The sequence below is a fragment of the Bacillus sp. FSL R10-2201 genome (genome assembly GCF_038008665.1).
Classification (GTDB): Bacteria; Bacillota; Bacilli; order Bacillales; family Bacillaceae_G; genus Bacillus_A; species Bacillus_A mycoides.
In genome coordinates, this window is the sequence record NZ_JBBOZP010000001.1 from 569,190 (window position 1) to 587,028 (window position 17,839).

General features: G+C 34.8%; 16 protein-coding genes and 1 pseudogene. 16 read left to right on the top strand and 1 reads right to left on the bottom strand.

From position 1 onward, the window contains the following. Positions 1-38 precede the first annotated feature (38 nt). The 6 genes and pseudogenes from NSQ69_RS02925 (at position 39) to NSQ69_RS02945 (ending at position 6,876) form a co-directional block, all read left to right on the top strand. Positions 39-587: an NfeD family protein gene (locus NSQ69_RS02925; protein ID WP_078178083.1), complete on the top strand. Its 549-nt coding sequence runs from the start codon at positions 39-41 to the stop codon at positions 585-587. A gap of 12 nt (positions 588-599) precedes the next feature. Continuing rightward, positions 600-2,174, top strand: coding sequence for a flotillin family protein (locus NSQ69_RS02930; RefSeq protein ID WP_002169205.1), 1,575 nt, complete (start codon positions 600-602; stop codon positions 2,172-2,174). Between the two features lie 260 nt (positions 2,175-2,434). Then, positions 2,435-3,469 (top strand): annotated as a pseudogene (locus NSQ69_RS27690) (HAMP domain-containing protein); the annotation flags it as partial. Positions 3,470-3,550: 81 nt separating this feature from the next. Continuing rightward, complete coding sequence (locus tag NSQ69_RS27695) at positions 3,551-4,411, top strand: methyl-accepting chemotaxis protein (RefSeq protein WP_372361859.1); 861 nt, start codon at positions 3,551-3,553, stop codon at positions 4,409-4,411. 162 nt (positions 4,412-4,573) lie between these two features. Beyond that, positions 4,574-6,184: an ATP-binding protein gene (locus NSQ69_RS02940; protein ID WP_003187227.1), complete on the top strand. Its 1,611-nt coding sequence runs from the start codon at positions 4,574-4,576 to the stop codon at positions 6,182-6,184. Further along, a complete protein-coding gene (locus NSQ69_RS02945; RefSeq protein WP_002169202.1) occupies positions 6,184-6,876 on the top strand; it encodes a response regulator in 693 nt (230 codons plus the stop codon). Before NSQ69_RS02940 ends, NSQ69_RS02945 begins: the two co-directional genes overlap by 1 nt. Before the next feature lie 66 nt (positions 6,877-6,942). Here the strand turns inward: NSQ69_RS02945 and NSQ69_RS02950 are convergent, their stop codons facing one another. Continuing rightward, a complete protein-coding gene (locus NSQ69_RS02950; protein ID WP_002169201.1) occupies positions 6,943-8,247 on the bottom strand; it encodes a CitMHS family transporter in 1,305 nt (434 codons plus the stop codon). A gap of 255 nt (positions 8,248-8,502) precedes the next feature. On the opposite strand from NSQ69_RS02950, the gene NSQ69_RS02955 reads away from it, so the two are divergent. The 10 genes from NSQ69_RS02955 (at position 8,503) to NSQ69_RS03000 (ending at position 17,656) form a co-directional block, all read left to right on the top strand. Beyond that, a complete protein-coding gene (locus NSQ69_RS02955; RefSeq protein WP_002169200.1) occupies positions 8,503-8,757 on the top strand; it encodes a hypothetical protein in 255 nt (84 codons plus the stop codon). 136 nt (positions 8,758-8,893) lie between these two features. Further along, positions 8,894-9,397 carry a nitrous oxide reductase accessory protein NosL gene (locus NSQ69_RS02960; RefSeq protein WP_002125106.1) on the top strand — a complete coding sequence of 168 codons (504 nt, stop codon included), beginning with the start codon at positions 8,894-8,896 and terminating at the stop codon, positions 9,395-9,397. 289 nt (positions 9,398-9,686) lie between these two features. Beyond that, complete coding sequence (locus tag NSQ69_RS02965; protein WP_002125108.1) at positions 9,687-10,559, top strand: ankyrin repeat domain-containing protein; 873 nt, start codon at positions 9,687-9,689, stop codon at positions 10,557-10,559. 170 nt (positions 10,560-10,729) lie between these two features. Next, positions 10,730-11,410, top strand: coding sequence for a GNAT family N-acetyltransferase (locus NSQ69_RS02970; RefSeq protein ID WP_002125110.1), 681 nt, complete (start codon positions 10,730-10,732; stop codon positions 11,408-11,410). 307 nt (positions 11,411-11,717) lie between these two features. Further along, a complete protein-coding gene (locus NSQ69_RS02975; protein ID WP_002169199.1) occupies positions 11,718-12,284 on the top strand; it encodes a glycerol-3-phosphate responsive antiterminator in 567 nt (188 codons plus the stop codon). After that, a complete protein-coding gene (locus tag NSQ69_RS02980) occupies positions 12,281-13,378 on the top strand; it encodes an ABC transporter ATP-binding protein (protein ID WP_341098923.1) in 1,098 nt (365 codons plus the stop codon). Before NSQ69_RS02975 ends, NSQ69_RS02980 begins: the two co-directional genes overlap by 4 nt. Continuing rightward, positions 13,378-14,310, top strand: coding sequence for a carbohydrate ABC transporter permease (locus tag NSQ69_RS02985; protein WP_002125116.1), 933 nt, complete (start codon positions 13,378-13,380; stop codon positions 14,308-14,310). Before NSQ69_RS02980 ends, NSQ69_RS02985 begins: the two co-directional genes overlap by 1 nt. Then, entirely contained in the window at positions 14,307-15,128 is an 822-nt protein-coding gene (locus NSQ69_RS02990) for a carbohydrate ABC transporter permease (protein ID WP_002125118.1), read from the top strand. The genes NSQ69_RS02985 and NSQ69_RS02990 overlap by 4 nt, the downstream gene beginning before the upstream one ends. A 27-nt stretch (positions 15,129-15,155) precedes the next feature. After that, positions 15,156-16,532 carry an ABC transporter substrate-binding protein gene (locus tag NSQ69_RS02995; RefSeq protein ID WP_002134301.1) on the top strand — a complete coding sequence of 459 codons (1,377 nt, stop codon included), beginning with the start codon at positions 15,156-15,158 and terminating at the stop codon, positions 16,530-16,532. 419 nt (positions 16,533-16,951) lie between these two features. Further along, the gene (locus tag NSQ69_RS03000) at positions 16,952-17,656 is read left to right on the top strand and encodes a metallophosphoesterase family protein (RefSeq protein ID WP_002125121.1); all 705 of its coding nucleotides are present in this window, start codon (positions 16,952-16,954) and stop codon (positions 17,654-17,656) included. The last annotated feature ends 183 nt before the right edge of the window (positions 17,657-17,839 follow it).

The window sequence follows — 17,839 nt, forward strand, 5'->3', positions numbered from 1 at the left end:
TAACAAAAAAGGGATTGTTTAAGAAAGGGGGATAAGAAATGGTCTTGTTTGGTTATCCACTTGAAACAATTTATTTATACGGATTTATAATTGCAACTATACTTACTGTCATTTATATCTTCTTTGGAGATATATTTGAATCAATATTTAGCTTTGGTGGAGGATCTGTATCCATTTTAACTTTATTACTTAGTTTTTTTGCAATGTTATGTGGATTTAGTTATATAGGAGAATATTTATTTTCCTTTAATAGCATTATTATTTTTGGTGGCTCATTTGCTATATCCTTTATCGGTGTTTTCATAATGAAAATATTAATTTTAAAACCGATTGCAGAAGCAGAACAAAATACGGTGCAACGTATGGATGAATTCATTGGTCGCAAGGGAGAAGTCATTACGACAATTCCTACAGAAGGATTTGGAGAAGTGTTAATCTCCTCTCCATTTGGAAGTAATGCAATACCAGCGAAAACAATTGGAAAGAAAGATATTTCACAAGGAACCGAGGTCATTATTGAGGGAGTTCAAGATGGTGTTTTACTTGTACAGAACATCGCTTATTCTTTAAAAAAACCAAAATTATAAGGGGGAATTTACATGACGATTCCATTAATTATCGGTGGAGTTTTACTCGCAATTTTAATTCTACTTATTTTAGTATTCATTACGAAGTATCGAACAGTTGGCCCAGATGAAGCATTAATTGTGACAGGGAACTGGCTTGGTGGTGGAAAGAATGTTGTTATCACTGATGACGGAAAGAAGATTAAGATTATTCGCGGTGGCGGTACTTTCGTAGTTCCAATTATGCAAAGGGGAGAACCTCTTAGCTTACTAAACTACAAATTAGAAGTTGGCACACGTGATACGTATACGAAGCAAGGTGTACCGATTACAGTAAACGGTGTTTCTATTATTAAAGTAGGATCGACAATTGAAGAAGTTTCTACAGCGGCTGAACAATATTTAGGAAAAGAAACAGAAGAGTTGAAAATAGAAGCAAAAGAAGTTTTAGAAGGGCATTTACGTGCTATTTTATCTTCTATGACAGTAGAAGATGCGTATAGTAATAGAGAGCAATTCGCACAAAAGGTACATGAAGTAGCTTCTACTGATCTGAAGAAGATGGGTCTTCGTATCGTTTCCTTTACAATTAAAGAAATAATGGATAAAAACGGCTACTTAGATGCACTTGGTCAGCCGCAAATTGCAATGGTTAAGCGTGATGCAACAGTTGCGAATGCAGAGCGTGAAAAAGAGGCACGAATTGAAAAAGCTCGTGCTGAGAAAGAAGCGAAAGAAGCAGAGTACCAGCGTGATGCACAAATCGCTGAAGCTGAAAAACATAAGGAATTAAAAGTACAATCTTATAAGAGAGACCAAGAACAAGCTCGTGCAGATGCAGATCTTTCTTACGAATTACAACAAGCGAAAGCGCAACAAGGTGTTACAGAAGAGCAAATGCGAGTTAAAATCATTGAGCGTGAAAAGCAAATTGAGTTAGAAGAAAAAGAGATTGCGCGTCGTGAAAAGCAATACGATGCAGAAGTAAAGAAAAAGGCAGATGCAGATCGCTATGCTGTTGAACAATCAGCCGAAGCGGAAAAAGTAAAACAAATGAAAAAAGCAGATGCGGATCAATATAAAATTGAAGCAGAAGCAAGAGCACGTGCAGAAGAAGTACGTGTAGAAGGTTTAGCAAAAGCAGAAATTGAAAAAGCGCAAGGTCAAGCGAAAGCGGAAGTACAAAAAGCGCAAGGTACAGCGGAAGCAGATGTTATTAGGTTAAAAGGTTTAGCAGAAGCAGAAGCGAAACAAAAAATTGCAGAAGCATTTGAATTATATGGGCAAGCGGCAATTATGGATATGGTTCTAAAAATGCTTCCAAGTTATGCGAAAGAAATTGCAAGTCCACTTAGCAATATTGATAAAATTACAGTTGTTGATACAGGCGGCGGTGGTAAGAATAGCGGTGCGGGGAAGGTTGCAGGCTATGCGACTGATTTAATGGCAACAATGCAGGAAACACTAAAAGCTTCTTCTGGTATTGATTTAAAAGAGTTATTAGAAGGGTTTGCAGGAAAAGGGGCAGTACAACAATTAGCAAATGATAAACCTGTTGTATCTGTAGTAGAAGATAAGGAAAAAGAAGTAGAAAAAACTAAAGAATAGTAAGATGGAAAGAACCTCTAGTAAGTGGGATACTAGAGGTTCTTCTGTGAATTATAATATTTCGAATAATATACATTTTTATACATTGTTTTAATTATTAAATTTTTATAGAATGAAGTATGTATGCAATAATCTTTTAAATTTAGAAAGATGAGTAAAGGAGAAATAAAGAGTCTCATTAACGTATTTATATCTTATAATTTTTATAAATAGATTAATCGTAAGTTATTGCATGTAAAACGGTATGAAGGGGTAGGAATATGTTTCAAAGGAAATTAAGGAGTAGTAGTTTAAAAACAAAGTTACTTGTGTCATTTATTATTATTTTAATTCTTCCAAGTATTGTAATTGGTTGGACGTCTTATCAGCAGGCGAAAACAAATTTTAATGAAACGATTTTAAAATCGGCGAAAGATAATATAAAAATTTTGGATAATGTAATTAATAAGGAATTGGATAGTAAAAAAGTAGATGCAACTTATTTTACGAAATTATTTACACAATCAAGTTACCAAGCGGATCAAATTCAAAACATCCAAAATAAACTAGAAGAATATAATAAATTACATCCAGAAATGGAAGCGATCTATACAGGATCTAGTAATGGACAATTTATTCAATCACCAGCTATTCAAATGCCCGAAGGATATAATCCTACAGAAAGAGATTGGTATAAAGAGGCAGTGAAAAAAAGCGGAGAAGTGATTGTAACTGCTCCATATAAGTCAAAAACGACAGGGAATATTGTTATTACACTAGCAAAACAAAACGAAGATAAAAGTGGTGTTCTCGGGATTGATTTAATTATCAATGATATTGTAACTACTTCTAAGATGGTTAATATCGGTAAGGAAGGGTATGTAGCGATATTTGATCAAGATAAAAATGTAGTCGCACACCCGACACTGAAGCCAGGAGAGAAATTAGAAGAGAAACTTAGTAAGGAATTTTATAAACAGGAAGCTGGTGATTTTCATTATTCATTAGATGGTGAAGATCGTAATATTACTTTTAAAACGAGTAAGAAAACTGGATGGAAAATAGCAGGAATTATGCCTTCAAAAGAAATTATTCAAGCGGCGGAGCCTATTTTCTATAAAACGATAACTGTTATTGGTATTTCATTAATGATCGGCGGGGTTTTAATTTACTTTATAATTGCTTCTATTATTAAACCGTTAAAACAACTTGTAATATCATCGAAAAAAATTAGTGAAGGTGATTTAACAGAATCAATTACAGTTCATTCTAAAGATGAAATTGGGCAGTTAGGAGAAAGCTTTAATGAGATGGCATTATCATTACATAATGTCATTTCAAATATAAATATTTCAGCAAGTCATGTAGCAGCATCTTCAGAAGAATTAACAGCTAGCATGAAGCAGACAAGTGAAGCGACGGAACAAATTACACAGGCGATAGAGCAAGTATCGAGTGGGGCTGAAATACAAACGAGAGAAGTTGAAGAAGGAGCAACATTATTAGAAGAAGTTACAGAAGGAGTTCAGCGTGTTGCAGATAGTTCTTCATTAGTATCTACAGCCTCTATGTATACGAAGAAAAAAGCTGAAGATGGTGGAAAGTTAGTTGAGCAAACTGTGAATCAAATGCAATTAATTCATGAGTCTGTTTCAAAGTCAGATAAAGTCATTGTTTTATTAGATGATAAGTCGAAACAAATTGGAGCAATCCTTGAAGTGATTCAACATATTGCAGAGCAGACAAACTTATTAGCATTAAATGCTGCAATTGAGGCTGCAAGAGCTGGGGAACAAGGAAGAGGTTTTGCAATTGTAGCCGATGAAGTACGGAAATTAGCAGAACAATCGGGACAATCTTCTACGGAAATTGATAAGCTAGTGAAAGAGATACAATTTGATATAAAAGAAACAGTAAGCTCTATGAATCAAGTTGGGACAGAGGTACAATCAGGGCTTGTAGTTGCAAATGAAACGAAGAAAAGCTTTGTAGAAATATTGAAATCTACAAATGATACAGTAGTACAAATTGATAGTATGGTAGAAGTAGCGAAGCAAATGACGGTAGATGCAAAACAAGTAAGTGCATCTATTAATGAAATTGCAGCAACGATTGAAGAAAACGCAGCAAGCGTCCAAAATATCGCGGGCTCTTCTGAAGAGCAATTAGCTTCAGTAGATGAAATAAATGCAGCAGCAGTTCATCTATCGCAAATGGCGGAAGAATTACAAGGGATGATTGGCAAGTTTAAAGTATAAGAGGCAAGTGTTAAGAAACGAGGTAATCATTTTACTTCGTTTCTTTTTTATGGCAACGGTAATGAGATAAAGTGAAGAAATATATAGTAATCGTGTTATGATTAAATACGAAAACAAAAGACTGTATTTTCTTTAAATTCTATCTTCATTGATGTTAGGGGAATGATTTTGAAATTGAAGAAATTGAAACTGCAACCGAGAATTACATTAACTATTAGTACACTTATTCTTGTTGTACTGCTGTTAACGAGTTATTTATTTTACTACATATTATCTGAAACAGTAGAAGACCAAATCGGAAAAAGAGCGCTGTATGTTGCGAAAACAGTTGCTGCTATACCGGAAATCGGGGAAGCTTTTCAAAAAGAAAATCCAGCTTCTATTATTCAGCCAATTGCAGAAAAAATTCGAATCGAAACAGATGCTGATTTTATTGTAGTTGGAAATAAAGATGGTATTCGTTATGCGCATCCTAAGCGAGATAAAATAGGAGAGAGAATGGTTGGCGGAGATAATGAAGGGGTTCTATTAGAAGGGGAATCTTATGTTTCGAAAGCAACGGGATCATTAGGGCCTTCACTACGCGGAAAAGTCCCGATTCGTAATCAGGATAATGAAATTATTGGTGTAGTATCTGTCGGTTTTTCAATGGATGATATTCATGGAGCGATAGAAGTGTATGGAAAGCGTGTGTTTTGGATTACAATAACAGGTCTGTTAATTGGGATAATTGGCTCTGTATATTTAGCTAAAAGTATTAAGCGGATGATGTTTGGAATGGAGCCAGAAGAAATTTCATCTTTATACGAGGAGCATAGTACAGTTATTCAATCTGTACGTGAAGGAATTGTAGTAATCGATAAAAATGGTATGGTTAGTTTAGTAAATCAAGCGGCATACGATATCCTTTCTTTAGATAAACAACAAAATATAATAGGGAAATTTATTTTAGATGTTATTCCTAATTCATCGATACTGGATGTACTTCAAACTGGAGAAGAACAATTTGATCGCCAATTAAATATAAAGGGGCAGGATGTTATTGCCAATCGCCTACCTATTAAAGTTAATAATAAAGTAACTGGTGTAGTATCCAGCTTGCGCTTGAAATCTGAGATGGATCAATTAACAGCGGAATTATCTCAAACACGGCAATATACAGAGGCATTACGGGCGCAAACACACGAATATAACAATTTATTGTATACGCTTTCAGGTCTTATTCAATTAGAGTCTTATGAAGATGCTTTAGAGCTTATTCATAAGGAAACGGCAGTATATCAAGAGTTCGTTCAATTTATTATGAAACGAATTCAAAATCCATGGTTAGGTGGGATTTTAATTGGATTTTATAATAGGGCGCGAGAGTTGAAGATTGATTTTATGTTAGATCGGGAAAGTAGTTTAGAAGAGTTAAGTCCGCATATTGAGAGTAATTACGTTGTTTCTATTTTAGGGAATTTGATTACGAATGCATTTGAAGCAATTGAAAGAAATCACGAGCATAATAAGAAAGTAAGAATGTTTGTAACAGACATTGGCGAAGAAATATTAATTGAAGTGGAAGATTCAGGACAAGGTGTTCATGATGAAATAATTACAAGCATATTCTATAAAGGTTTTTCGACGAAGGCGGGCGAAAAACGTGGATATGGATTAGCGAAAGTGAAAGAGTTAGTGGAAGATTTAAATGGAAGTATTGCGATTGAAAAAGGGGATTTAGGTGGTGCTTTATTTATCATTGCATTACCGAAAGAGAGAGGCGAATTGTAATGAATGAGGGGATTGAAGTATTGATTGTAGAAGATGATATTCGGATTGCGGAAATTCATCGTCGTTTTACTGAAAAAATTGAGGGGTTTAAAGTAATTGGAACAGCAACGACTGGGGAACAGGCGAAAGAATGGCTAGAGTTTGTAAAGCCACAACTCGTTTTATTAGATGTATATTTACCTGACATGCAAGGGACAGAACTCGTCACATATATTAGGCATAATTTGCATGATACAGATATTATTATGATTACAGCCGCATCAGAGACGGATGTAGTGTGGCATGCTTTACGAGGCGGGGTAACAGATTATATTGTAAAGCCACTTACATTTGATCGGTTTAAAACAAGTTTAGAAGGTTATCAAAAGAAGATTACGAAGTTAAAGAAAAATGCTCAATTATCTTCAGAACAGATTGAACATCTATGGTCCCAAAGAGGGGTGCAGGCAAATCCAATAGAATATGCGCCAAAAGGAATCGATCCTTTAACGTTAGCAAAAATAAAAAAGCATATGTTAGCTGTTAATGAGGAGGGAATTACTGCAGAGATGCTAAGTTCAATGGTAGGTGTAAGCCGATCAACTGCGAGGCGCTATTTAGAGTATTTGATCTCTGGAAAGAAAGTGCATGCGGAGCTTATATATGGAAGTGTGGGGAGACCAGAAAGAAGGTATTTCCGCGTTTCTTCATAGGGGACTTTCACAACAATAAAAACAGTAGAGGATTACATTTCCTCTACTGTTTTTCCTAGTTGCATCTTATATTGGAATAATTCCAATTACAATTCCAGTAATCAACATAACCATTGTCGTTCCAACAGCCCAAAGTAAAGTAAATCGTTGGTGTTCACCAAAATCAACCTTGGCCATTCCGACTAATAAATAAGTGGAAGCAACGAGGGGACTCAGTAAGTGAACAGGTTGACCGAGTAACGAAGCACGTCCCATTTCTGCGGCACTAATTCCGTAAGCGGCAGCAGCTTTCGTTAAAATAGGTAATACGCCGAAGTAAAAAGCATCATTAGACATGAAAAATGTGAACGGCATACTTAGTAAAGCTGTAATAATTGGAAGCTGTGGGCCAAGTGCATCTGGTATAAGAGTAACAACACTTTGAGCCATCGCATCTACCATTTTTGTTCCAGATAGAATACCTGTGAAAATTCCAGCAGCAAAGACGAGAGAAACAACCGCTAATACGTTTCCAGCATGAGAAGCAATACGTTCTTTCTGTTGCTCTAAGTTTGGATAGTTAATCATAACGGCAATAGCAAAAGCGACTGTAAATAGAACAGGTAGCGGCATAATTTCTAGTATGAGACAGACAAGTAATGTAGCGGTCAATAAAAAGTTAATCCATAGAAGTTTAGGGCGTTTATGCACGGCAGCTTCTACTGTTGCAGCTTGCTCATCCATTGTTTGCATTTGTTTTAAATATTGTACATCCATAATTCCTAAACGTTTTCTTTCTTTTTTTCCAAGATAATAGGCAACGAAAACTACCCAAATTGCACCAGCAATCATTCCTGGTATAAGTGGTGTGAAGAGTTCTGAGGCATCAAGTCCAAGAGCACTCATAACCCGGGCAGTTGGTCCACCCCAAGGTGTAAGATTTGTCACACCTGCTCCTAACATAACAACCCCAGCTAATATAAGTGGATTCATCCCAAGACGTTTATATAGTGGATACATTGCAGAAACTGTAATCATATATGTTGTTGTTCCGTCCCCATCTAATGAAACGATAATAGTAAGGATAGCCGTACCAACAACAATTTTTAAAGGATCTCCTTTTACAAATTTTAAAATTTTACTAATGACAGGATCGAATAAACCGCTATCAATCATAATTCCGAAATATAAAATGGCGAACATAAGCATAATACCAGTAGGTGCTAGCTTTTGAATTCCTTCTAACATCATCGGGCCCATATTGGCATAAAAGCCACCAATTAATGCGAAAATAATTGGAACTAATATTAATGCTACTAAGGCTGACATACGTTTAGTCATAATCAAAAACATAAAGACGAATACCATTGCAAATCCAAGTAATGCTACCATGTAATTTCCCCCTCAGAAAATGATTGCGCTTTCAAAATGAAATGAAAATTCAGATAAAAGGTTTTTTATTTATAATAAAAGGTTCAATTCGAATGGTAAATAATTAAGAAAATAACATCATTAGAAGCATAATCTTTATTTTGATCATTTTGTTCACGAGGTAATTTTGAATTTTTAAAAAGATAAATACCTGTATACAAGAATGGTAGAATAAGGTGAAAAAGAGAAGCGCGTGAAGTAGGGAGTAGATTTTGAATGGAAACAAGAATAGAAGAGATTTATAGTTCATGTACAGGAATAGTAGAAGAGATTTGTATTAATGAATCCTCTTACGTATATGAATGGGAGAAATTAATGATGATCCGAAAAAATGACGGTGAGATTGAAAAAATCGCAGTAGGCATCAGTGGAAATATAAGATTAGTAAATGTAGAAGTTGGACAGAACATTGATGCGGACACATTATTAGTTAAGTTAGAAGATGATTTATTAATTACTGGTTGTGAATGATGAGAGATGTGTAGAAGTAACTGCACATCTCTTTTTTGTTCCATATATTACAAAAAAAACATTGTTTTTTCACAAATCTCACACAACCTTTTGATATTCTTTTCGTGGAGTAAACGGTTTTTAGGGAGGAATATTGATGAGGATAAAATATGTCGTACTTGTTATATGTTTATGTTTCGTATTTACAATAGTAGGGTGTGGAAAAAAGGAAATAGAAGTTGTTGCAGTTGATGAGAAAAACGATAAGTGTGATATTTGTCAAATAGGGGTAATGGATAATCAATTCACAACAGAAATTATTTTGGAGAGTGGAAAAGCATTAAAATTTGATGATATTGGCTGCATGTATAAATGGATGGAGATCAATTCAGGTGAAAAGACGAAAGAAAAATTTGTTCGAGATTATGATTCGAAAGATTGGGTTTCGTTAGAAGATGCTACTTACGTATATGATAAAACAATAACGACACCGATGGCTTATAATGTCATTTCATTTAAAAATAAAAAAGATGCAGAGAGTTTTGTATCTAACTATAAGGGGAAAGTTCTTTCGTATAAAGAGCTATCAGAGCATAAATGGGAAATGAATAAAGAGATGATGGGAAAACCGAAAACAGGGAATCACGGTGGGCATCATTAATAATAGAAAAAGACAACTATATAGTTGTCTTTTTCTATTATTACTCAGGTGCAAATATAGAAAAGGTGTAAAAATTTTAGAAGAACGGTTACAATGGAATATAGTAACCTAAAGCAATCATTTATGTACTTTTTAGAAATATATACAAATGCGGTAAAAACGTGCTAAACTAATTGCTTCATAATGTTAATGATGAGGCCATCAGGCGTATCATTCCAATAGGTTGAGAAACATAGTATAAGTTTAAGATAATCCGATTAAAGAAGGAATCTAAAGGGCTTATGGATAAATGTACTCAAGAAGAGTTATTGTATGTGATGGAGGAATGGTTAAGAAAACATTATCTTTCATAGGAGCTGTAGTTGTGAGAAAACAAAAAATTTTATTATGTATGTTATTAGGACTTTTAATGACGGTAGTGGCTTGCGATAAGCAAGAGGAGCCAGAATCAAAACCGGTTCATGTGAAAAACGAAAAGAAAAAAGAAAAGCATAAAGAACAGGAAGAATCTAAAGAAGAAAAAAGTATAAATTTAATGGACAAACAGTTGCTACTTTCTGCGACGCTTGGAGACACAGAAACAGCTATGAAGCTGATCCAAGATGGAGCGAATATCAATGTAGAAGGTGACAACGGAGAAACGCCTGTCCTTGCAGCGACGTATCAAAATCATGTAGAGACAGTTAAAGCATTAATTGATGCGGGTGCTGATATTGAAATTCAAGACGAAAAACAAAGTAATCCATTTCTTTATGCAAGTAGAGAAGGATATACGGATATTGTAAAAGTATTAATTAATGCAGGAGTTAATACGAAGGAAACGACTAAGTCAGGTGGAACAGCACTTATTTCTGCATCTGAGCGTGGCCATGTAGAGGTTGTTAAAGAATTATTAGAGCATACAGATATTGATGTGAATTATAAGAATGAACGTGGTGGAACAGCTTTATTAGAAGTAATTGTATTAGGAAATGGTAGTGAAAGTCATAAGAAAGTAATTCAAATGCTTATTGACCACGGGGCAGATGTAAATATGGCCAATAAGGAAAATATTACGCCGCTGCAATATGCTGAAAAAAGAGGTTTTAAAGATATTGCGAATATGTTGAGGATAGCTGGAGCGAATGAAGTAGTACAGCCGCAACCACAACTGGCGGAATAACAAGCTGAAGAAATAAAAAGCACGAAATAATCCCATTTAGATAGACAGAATGAAGAAGTCATTTTAGTATGATGGATTCAGTAATGTGTATTTAAATGGGATTTTTGTTTTGAAAAAATGGATGGATGCTATATCGAGAAGGCTACAAATAGTAATTAAGGAGGGTATAAATGCGATTTTCAGAACTTGAGTTAATAGCAATTCAGGCAGAAGTTTTATTTGTTCATAATCAAGTAGGAAGAATAAAGTGTGTAAATGAAAATGGAAATCTGAAAGCACCACGTTTTTTTCTTAGCAGAACTCGTGAAGGCAATATAACGAGGTATCATTATAAACTGCATGGTGAAATGATAAGTAAGATTGAGAAATTAATTCGAGAATGCTCAAATCACATTGAGATAGCAAAGATCATTAAAGTATTAAATGAAGAGAGAACGGTGGAGAATATTTGGGTGGGTCCTGCTTTCATGTTTCCTAATAATTTACATAAGCCAACTAGAACAATACAAATAACAGAGAAGAATAAAGAGCTTTTGCGAGAAAATTTTTCTAATCTAATAGAACAGATGGAATGGAGGCGACCTTATTTTGCAATTGTAAAAAATGAAAAGGTAGTTTCTATATGTTGCAGTGCCAGAAGTACGCCCGTAGCTGCTGAGGCAAGTGTGGAAACTTTAGTGGAGTTTCAAGGGAATGGATATGGTGCTGATGTCGTTACAGCCTGGGCACTATCAATACAAGAGGAAAAGCGCATTCCGCTTTATAGTACTTCTTGGGATAACTTTGCTTCGCAAGCAGTGGCGAGAAAACTAAAACTCATTAACTATGGAATGAATTTACATATTGATTGAATTTTAAACATTGTTGTGTTCTGTTGGGGTTTATTCGTATATCTAGATTATTGTAAAAGTAATATGGTGAATATTAACATTCGATTAACATCTAATTAACAATTTATCAAAACTGACTTAATAAATGCGTAATATAGTAAAGGTAACAAAATAACTAGGGTAGAGAACATTTGAGAACACCCGCTTACATATAACGTGCCGCTTTCTTAAGTGTGCTCTATTCCCTAGAGTTCAAATAAGGAGAAAGGTGTTCTATGTAAGTAGGTGTTTTTAGTTTGGATAAAAATAGAAAAGCTAGGTGGAATAAATGTTTAAAGAACCTTATATTGCGATGATAAAGGATTGGGAAGGGTACAAAACATACAAAAAATTACCGAAAACAGTTTTTCTTATGACTGGTTCAATGCTGGAGTTACCAGAGCGTGTATATGAACTACAGAAACATGGACACGATGTATTTCTTCATTGTGATTTTATACAAGGCTTAAATACGAACACAGAGGAAGCACTTTTATATATTCAAGATGTTATCGGAGCACAAGGTATTATTTCGACAAAGGGATCGACAATTCGAAATGCCAATAAAATTGGATTGAAAACGATTCAACGCATTTTTATTGTTGATACTTTATCTCTTACAAAATCAATTGAAAATTGTAAAACGACTAAACCGAATGCAGTAGAGATTATGCCTGGCATTATGCCTTCTATTATTAAACAGCTAGCGGAGGAAATAAAATTCCCTATTATTGCAGGTGGGCTGATTCAAACGCGAGAGGATGCAGAAATCGCAATTCGTGCAGGAGCAAGTGCAATTTCAACGAGTCATTATGAAGTGTGGATACAAGAAGAAAAAAGGAGTGCAACCTTGTGATTGAATTGAAAAATGTTTCAAAGGTATATAAAAATGCGGAAGAGACAGCAGTTAAAGACGTATCAGTTCATATTAAAAGAGGAGAATTTTTTGTTTTAGTTGGACCTTCGGGATGTGGAAAAAGTACATTATTACGAATGCTGGCTGGTTTAGAAGAAATTTCTTCGGGAGATTTAATTATTAATGAACATGTTGCAAATGATTTAGAGCCAAAAGATCGTAATCTATCAATGGTATTTCAAAATTATGCGCTATACCCACATTTATCTGTAGAAGAAAATATTTTATTTGGACTTAAGGTAAGAAAAGTACAGAAAGAAGAACGACAAAAACGATTGATGGAAGCTGTTGAGATGGTAGGGTTGAAGGAATATGTCAAAATGAAGCCTGGGCAACTATCAGGTGGACAAAGACAGCGTGTTGCACTTGCTAGGGCCATCGTCAGTCAAGCACCGATTTGTTTAATGGATGAACCACTTTCGAATTTAGATGCGAAATTACGTGCACAGATGAGGATTGAAATTAGAGAAATTCAGCAACGATTAGGAATTACGATGATTTACGTTACTCACGATCAAATAGAAGCAATGACTATGGGAGATCGTATTATGGTTTTAAATAAAGGAAGTATACAACAAGTTGGAACACCGCTTGATATATATAACGAACCAGCAAACGAATTTGTTGCAAGTTTTATAGGTTCTCCTTCTATGAATATAAATGATGGGGAAGTGGATAAAGAAAAAGGCATATTACATATAGGGCAATTGCAAATTCCATTATCTATTGGACAGTTAAAGCAATTACCAGAAGGAATAATTCGAATCGGCATGCGTCCTGAGTATATTGCATTGTCTGAGGAAGGACAAGAAGTTACGCTGCAATCTGTAGAAGTATTAGGGAATGAATCTATATTAAACTTTGCGGTAAATGGAACAACTTGGAGTGCGAAAGTCATCGGACAGTTACTCCTGAACAAAGGTGACAAAGTAAAATTATTATTCTCGCAAGAAAAACTATGCTTCTTTCACCAAAATACGAATGAACGATTAAAAGTGGTGGCTGAAGAAGAGTTGAAAGTGGTGGCGAAATAATGATTGAAGTAGGTAAGTTACCAGTTCAAACAACAGTGTCAAAAAAGAAGAGTTTATGGGGCAGAACGAAAGATTTAAGAATAGGATTATTGTTTTTGGCGCCATCTATTTTGTTATTTTCAATTTTTCTTTTCTATCCATTGTTTAGGACGATCTACTATAGCTTTTATTTAACAGATATACACGGAGAAGCTAATCTTTTCGTTGGCTTAGAAAATTATCAATATTTATTTTCGGATCCTGCTTTCTATAAAAGTATAAAGTCAACTTTATTATTTGTTTTATATACAGTGCCTACTAGTATTGTATTCGCCTTATTTCTTGCATTAATTGCAAATGAAAAAGTAAGAGGGATCGGGTTATTCCGAGTACTGTTTTCTTCAACGATGGGAATATCAGTAGCTGCTAGTGCAGTGATTTGGCTATTTTTATTTCATCCAAGTGTAGGGTTATTTAATAATATATTAGCCTCTATGAATCTTCCGGCAATCGCATGGTTAACGAGTCCGGACTGGGCACTGTTTTCTGTATCGGTTACAACGGTTTGGGTGAATACAGGATTTGCATTTTTAGTTATATTAGGTGGTTTACAAAATATTGATACGTCTTTATATGAGAGTGCATCTATAGATGGTGCTAGTTATTTACATAAGCTTCGCCGCGTCACATTACCGATGCTATCACCAACTTTATTTTTTATCGTGACAGTAACGTTAATTAGTGCATTCCAAAGCTTTGGACAAATTGATATTTTAACGCACGGTGGACCGAATGATGCAACGAATTTAATTGTGTACTCGATTTATAAAGAGGCATTTGTAAATCATCAATTTGGAACAGCAAGTGCACAAGCGATGGTATTATTTATTTTCATTTTTATTGCTACATTGATTCAATTTAAGTTTGCTGAGAGAAAGGTGCATTATAAATGATCGTTAAACAGTGGAAACAAAATTTCCTATTATACATGCTGCTCATTATTAGTGCAGTAATGGTGTTTTTTCCTGTACTGTATGCGTTTTTAATAAGCTTTATGACACCAGACGATATTCAAATGAGAAGGTTATTTCCAACTCAATTTACTTTTGATAATTTCATTAATATTTTTCAAAAAGTACCTCTTTTTACATACTTATATAACAGTTTAATTGTATCGACAGTTGTTATGCTTGGACAACTTATCGTATCCAGTTTAGCAGCTTATGCTTTTGTTTTTCTTCAGTTTAAAGGTAGAAACTTAATTTTCTTTTTGTTTATTTCAACAATGCTTATTCCGTGGGAAGCAACGATGGTACCGAACTTTTTAACGATTCAAAACTTCGGATGGATTAATAGTTTTGCTGGGATGACGGTGCCGTTTTTTGCAACAGCTTTCGGTATTTTCTTACTACGTCAACATTTTATGACACTTCCGAATGAACTGAAAGAAGCTGCTTTTATTGAAGGGATTGGAAATGTAAGGTTTTTATTCAGTGTTGTAATTCCGTATTGTAAAACGAGTTTTATTACGCTTGGAGTATATAGCTTTTTAACAACGTGGAATATGTATTTGTGGCCGCTCTTAGTAACCACTGATGAAAAAGTAAGAACGGTTCAAATTGGTGTAAAGCAGCTTCAATCTCAAGAAGTTGCAACTGATTGGGGCAGTGTAATGGCCGGTGTTACGGTTATCGTCATTCCAACGTTGATTTTACTATTTTTAGGGCAAAAGCAATTACAAAAAGGATTAACAAAAGGTGCAATTAAATAAGCATACATAGGAAAAGGTGGGATTGAGATGAGTTTATTGAAAAAAAGTGCTGCTCTTTTAATGGCAGCCACAATGGCATTAACCGGCGCAGCTTGTTCAAATAGTAAAACAGAGGGGAAACCTGAAGCACAGGCAAAGGTAGCTCCAGTTGAAAAGAATGGTGATAAAACTGTAATTCGTTTCTGGCATGCAATGGGTGGAAAAACACAAGGTGTACTAGATGGGCTTGTTGCAGACTATAATAAGTCGCAGAATAAATACGAGATAAAGGCAGAGTTCCAAGGAACATACGAAGAGTCTTTAACGAAATTTAAAACGATGTCTGCAACGAAAGAAGCGCCAGCTCTTGTTCAATCGAGTGAAATTACAACGAAGTATATGATTGATAGCAAAAAGATTACGCCTATCGATAGCTGGATTAAAAAAGATAAGTACGATACATCAAAATTAGAAAAAGCAATTACGAACTATTATTCAGTTGATGAAAAAATGTATTCTATGCCGTTTAATTCATCTACACCAGTATTAATTTATAATAAGGATGCTTTCGCGAAGGCTGGATTAGATCCAGAGAAAGCTCCGCAAACATATGATGAGTTAAAAGAAGCGGCGAAAAAGTTAACGATTAAAGAAGGCGGAAATGTAAAGCAGTATGGATTTTCAATGCTGAATTATGGTTGGTTCTTTGAAGAGTTGTTAGCGACACAAGGTGCTTTATATGTAGACAACGAAAACGGCCGTAAAGATGCTGCAAAGAAAGCGGTATTTAACGGAAAAGAAGGTCAAAAAGTATTTGGGATGTTAGATGAATTAAATAAAGCTGGTGCACTTGGAAAGTATGGAGCAAGTTGGGATGATATTCGTGCTGCGTTCCAGTCTGGACAAGTTGCTATGTATTTAGATTCTTCAGCTGGTGTTCGTGATTTAATTGATGCATCTAAGTTTAATGTAGGCGTTTCGTATATTCCGTATCCAGAAGATTCGAAACAAAATGGTGTTGTTATTGGCGGTGCTTCATTATGGATGACGAATATGGTTTCAGAAGAAACGCAGCAAGGTGCTTGGGACTTTATGAAATATTTAACGAAGCCAGATGTACAAGCAAAATGGCATACTGCAACAGGATATTTCTCAATTAATCCAGATGCATATAATGAGCCGTTAGTAAAAGAGCAGTATGAAAAGTATCCGCAGTTAAAAGTAACGGTAGAGCAATTACAAGCAACGAAGCAATCTCCAGCAACTCAAGGTGCATTAATTAGTGTATTCCCAGAATCAAGAGATGCAGTCGTAAAAGCATTAGAAGCAATGTATGACGGGAAAAATAGTAAAGAAGCGTTAGATGAAGCTGCAAAAACAACAGATAGAGCAATTAGTATTTCAGCTCGTACGAGTCAAAAATAAGAGAAAGCCGCATCCTTTTTCAGGATGCGGCTTTCTCTATTGGGAGATAAGGGATCAAAGAAATGATGAAGTCTTATCTCTTTTATATGAGTAAAGGGTCTAGAAAGAATATTGTCCTTTTCATTATTTGTTTAACTCCATTGCAACTTGTTTACCATTTACGAAAACCTCTGCCACTGCTACTACAACTTCCATCACTTTTTTCATATCTCATCTCTCCTTGTTTTTTGTTTCATTTCTTACTTTTAGTATAAAGAAATATAGTAATTGCAACTATCGAATTGGATGACAAGAGACTTACAGTGTTGTAAGGATAATAGTTTTATTTGTAATAAATGCTATTTCGAATTATGATTCAGAAATTTCTGTCGTTTTAATCTATAATTAGAAAGAGAATGGTTTAGAAAGAAGGGGAAGAAATGAAGAGAATACTTGTTATTAGTGATATTCATGGAGAAATAGAAAAGTTCGAACAGTTATTGGAAGAAGCTCAATACGATGCAGGACAGGATCAATTGATTTTATTAGGGGATTATATAGATCGTGGTCCAAATGCGCGTGCAGTAATTGAAAAGGTAAAAGAGTTAAAAGAAGCGGGAGCCCTCGTTCTAAAGGGCAATCATGAAGATATGATGATCAAGGCGTTAACGACTGATGAGGAACGTTCATGGAACCATTGGGTAAAAAGGAATGGTGGAGATAAAACGTTATATAGCTATGGATTTGTAGAAGAAGACATTGCGGTTAATGAGGAAAACTTCCAAAAACCGATTTTACAATCTCATATATTAGAGGAACATGTAACGTTTATTCAAGAATTAGATCATTACATTGAAACAGAAGAGTATATCTTTGTACATGCTGGTGTTGAGCCGATGAACCGAGTTTCTGAATCTGAACCATATACATTAATGTGGATCCGTAATGAATTTCATAATGGATATAGCGGCGAAAAGGTTGTTGTATTTGGCCATACGGAAACAAAAATGCTTCATGGTAGTGAGAATTGCGGAGTGTATTTTGGTAGTAATCGTATTATTGGAATTGATGGTGGGGCTGTGTATGGTGGTCAGTTAAATTGTTTGGAGTTGCCAAGTAAAAAGGTATATGTAGTAAAAAATTGAAAGAGATAAGAGGAATCTTATTTCTTTCAATTTTTTATTAAGCAAAATTTAAGAAAGAGCCTTTATAATAAAGGTTCAAAATTTTATATCGAGCAAAACTTTAGAAGGAAATAGTTGAAAATGAAATTACATAATATGATTACATTATTTCGTTATGAAGAGAAGAGATGCAATAATAAAGAA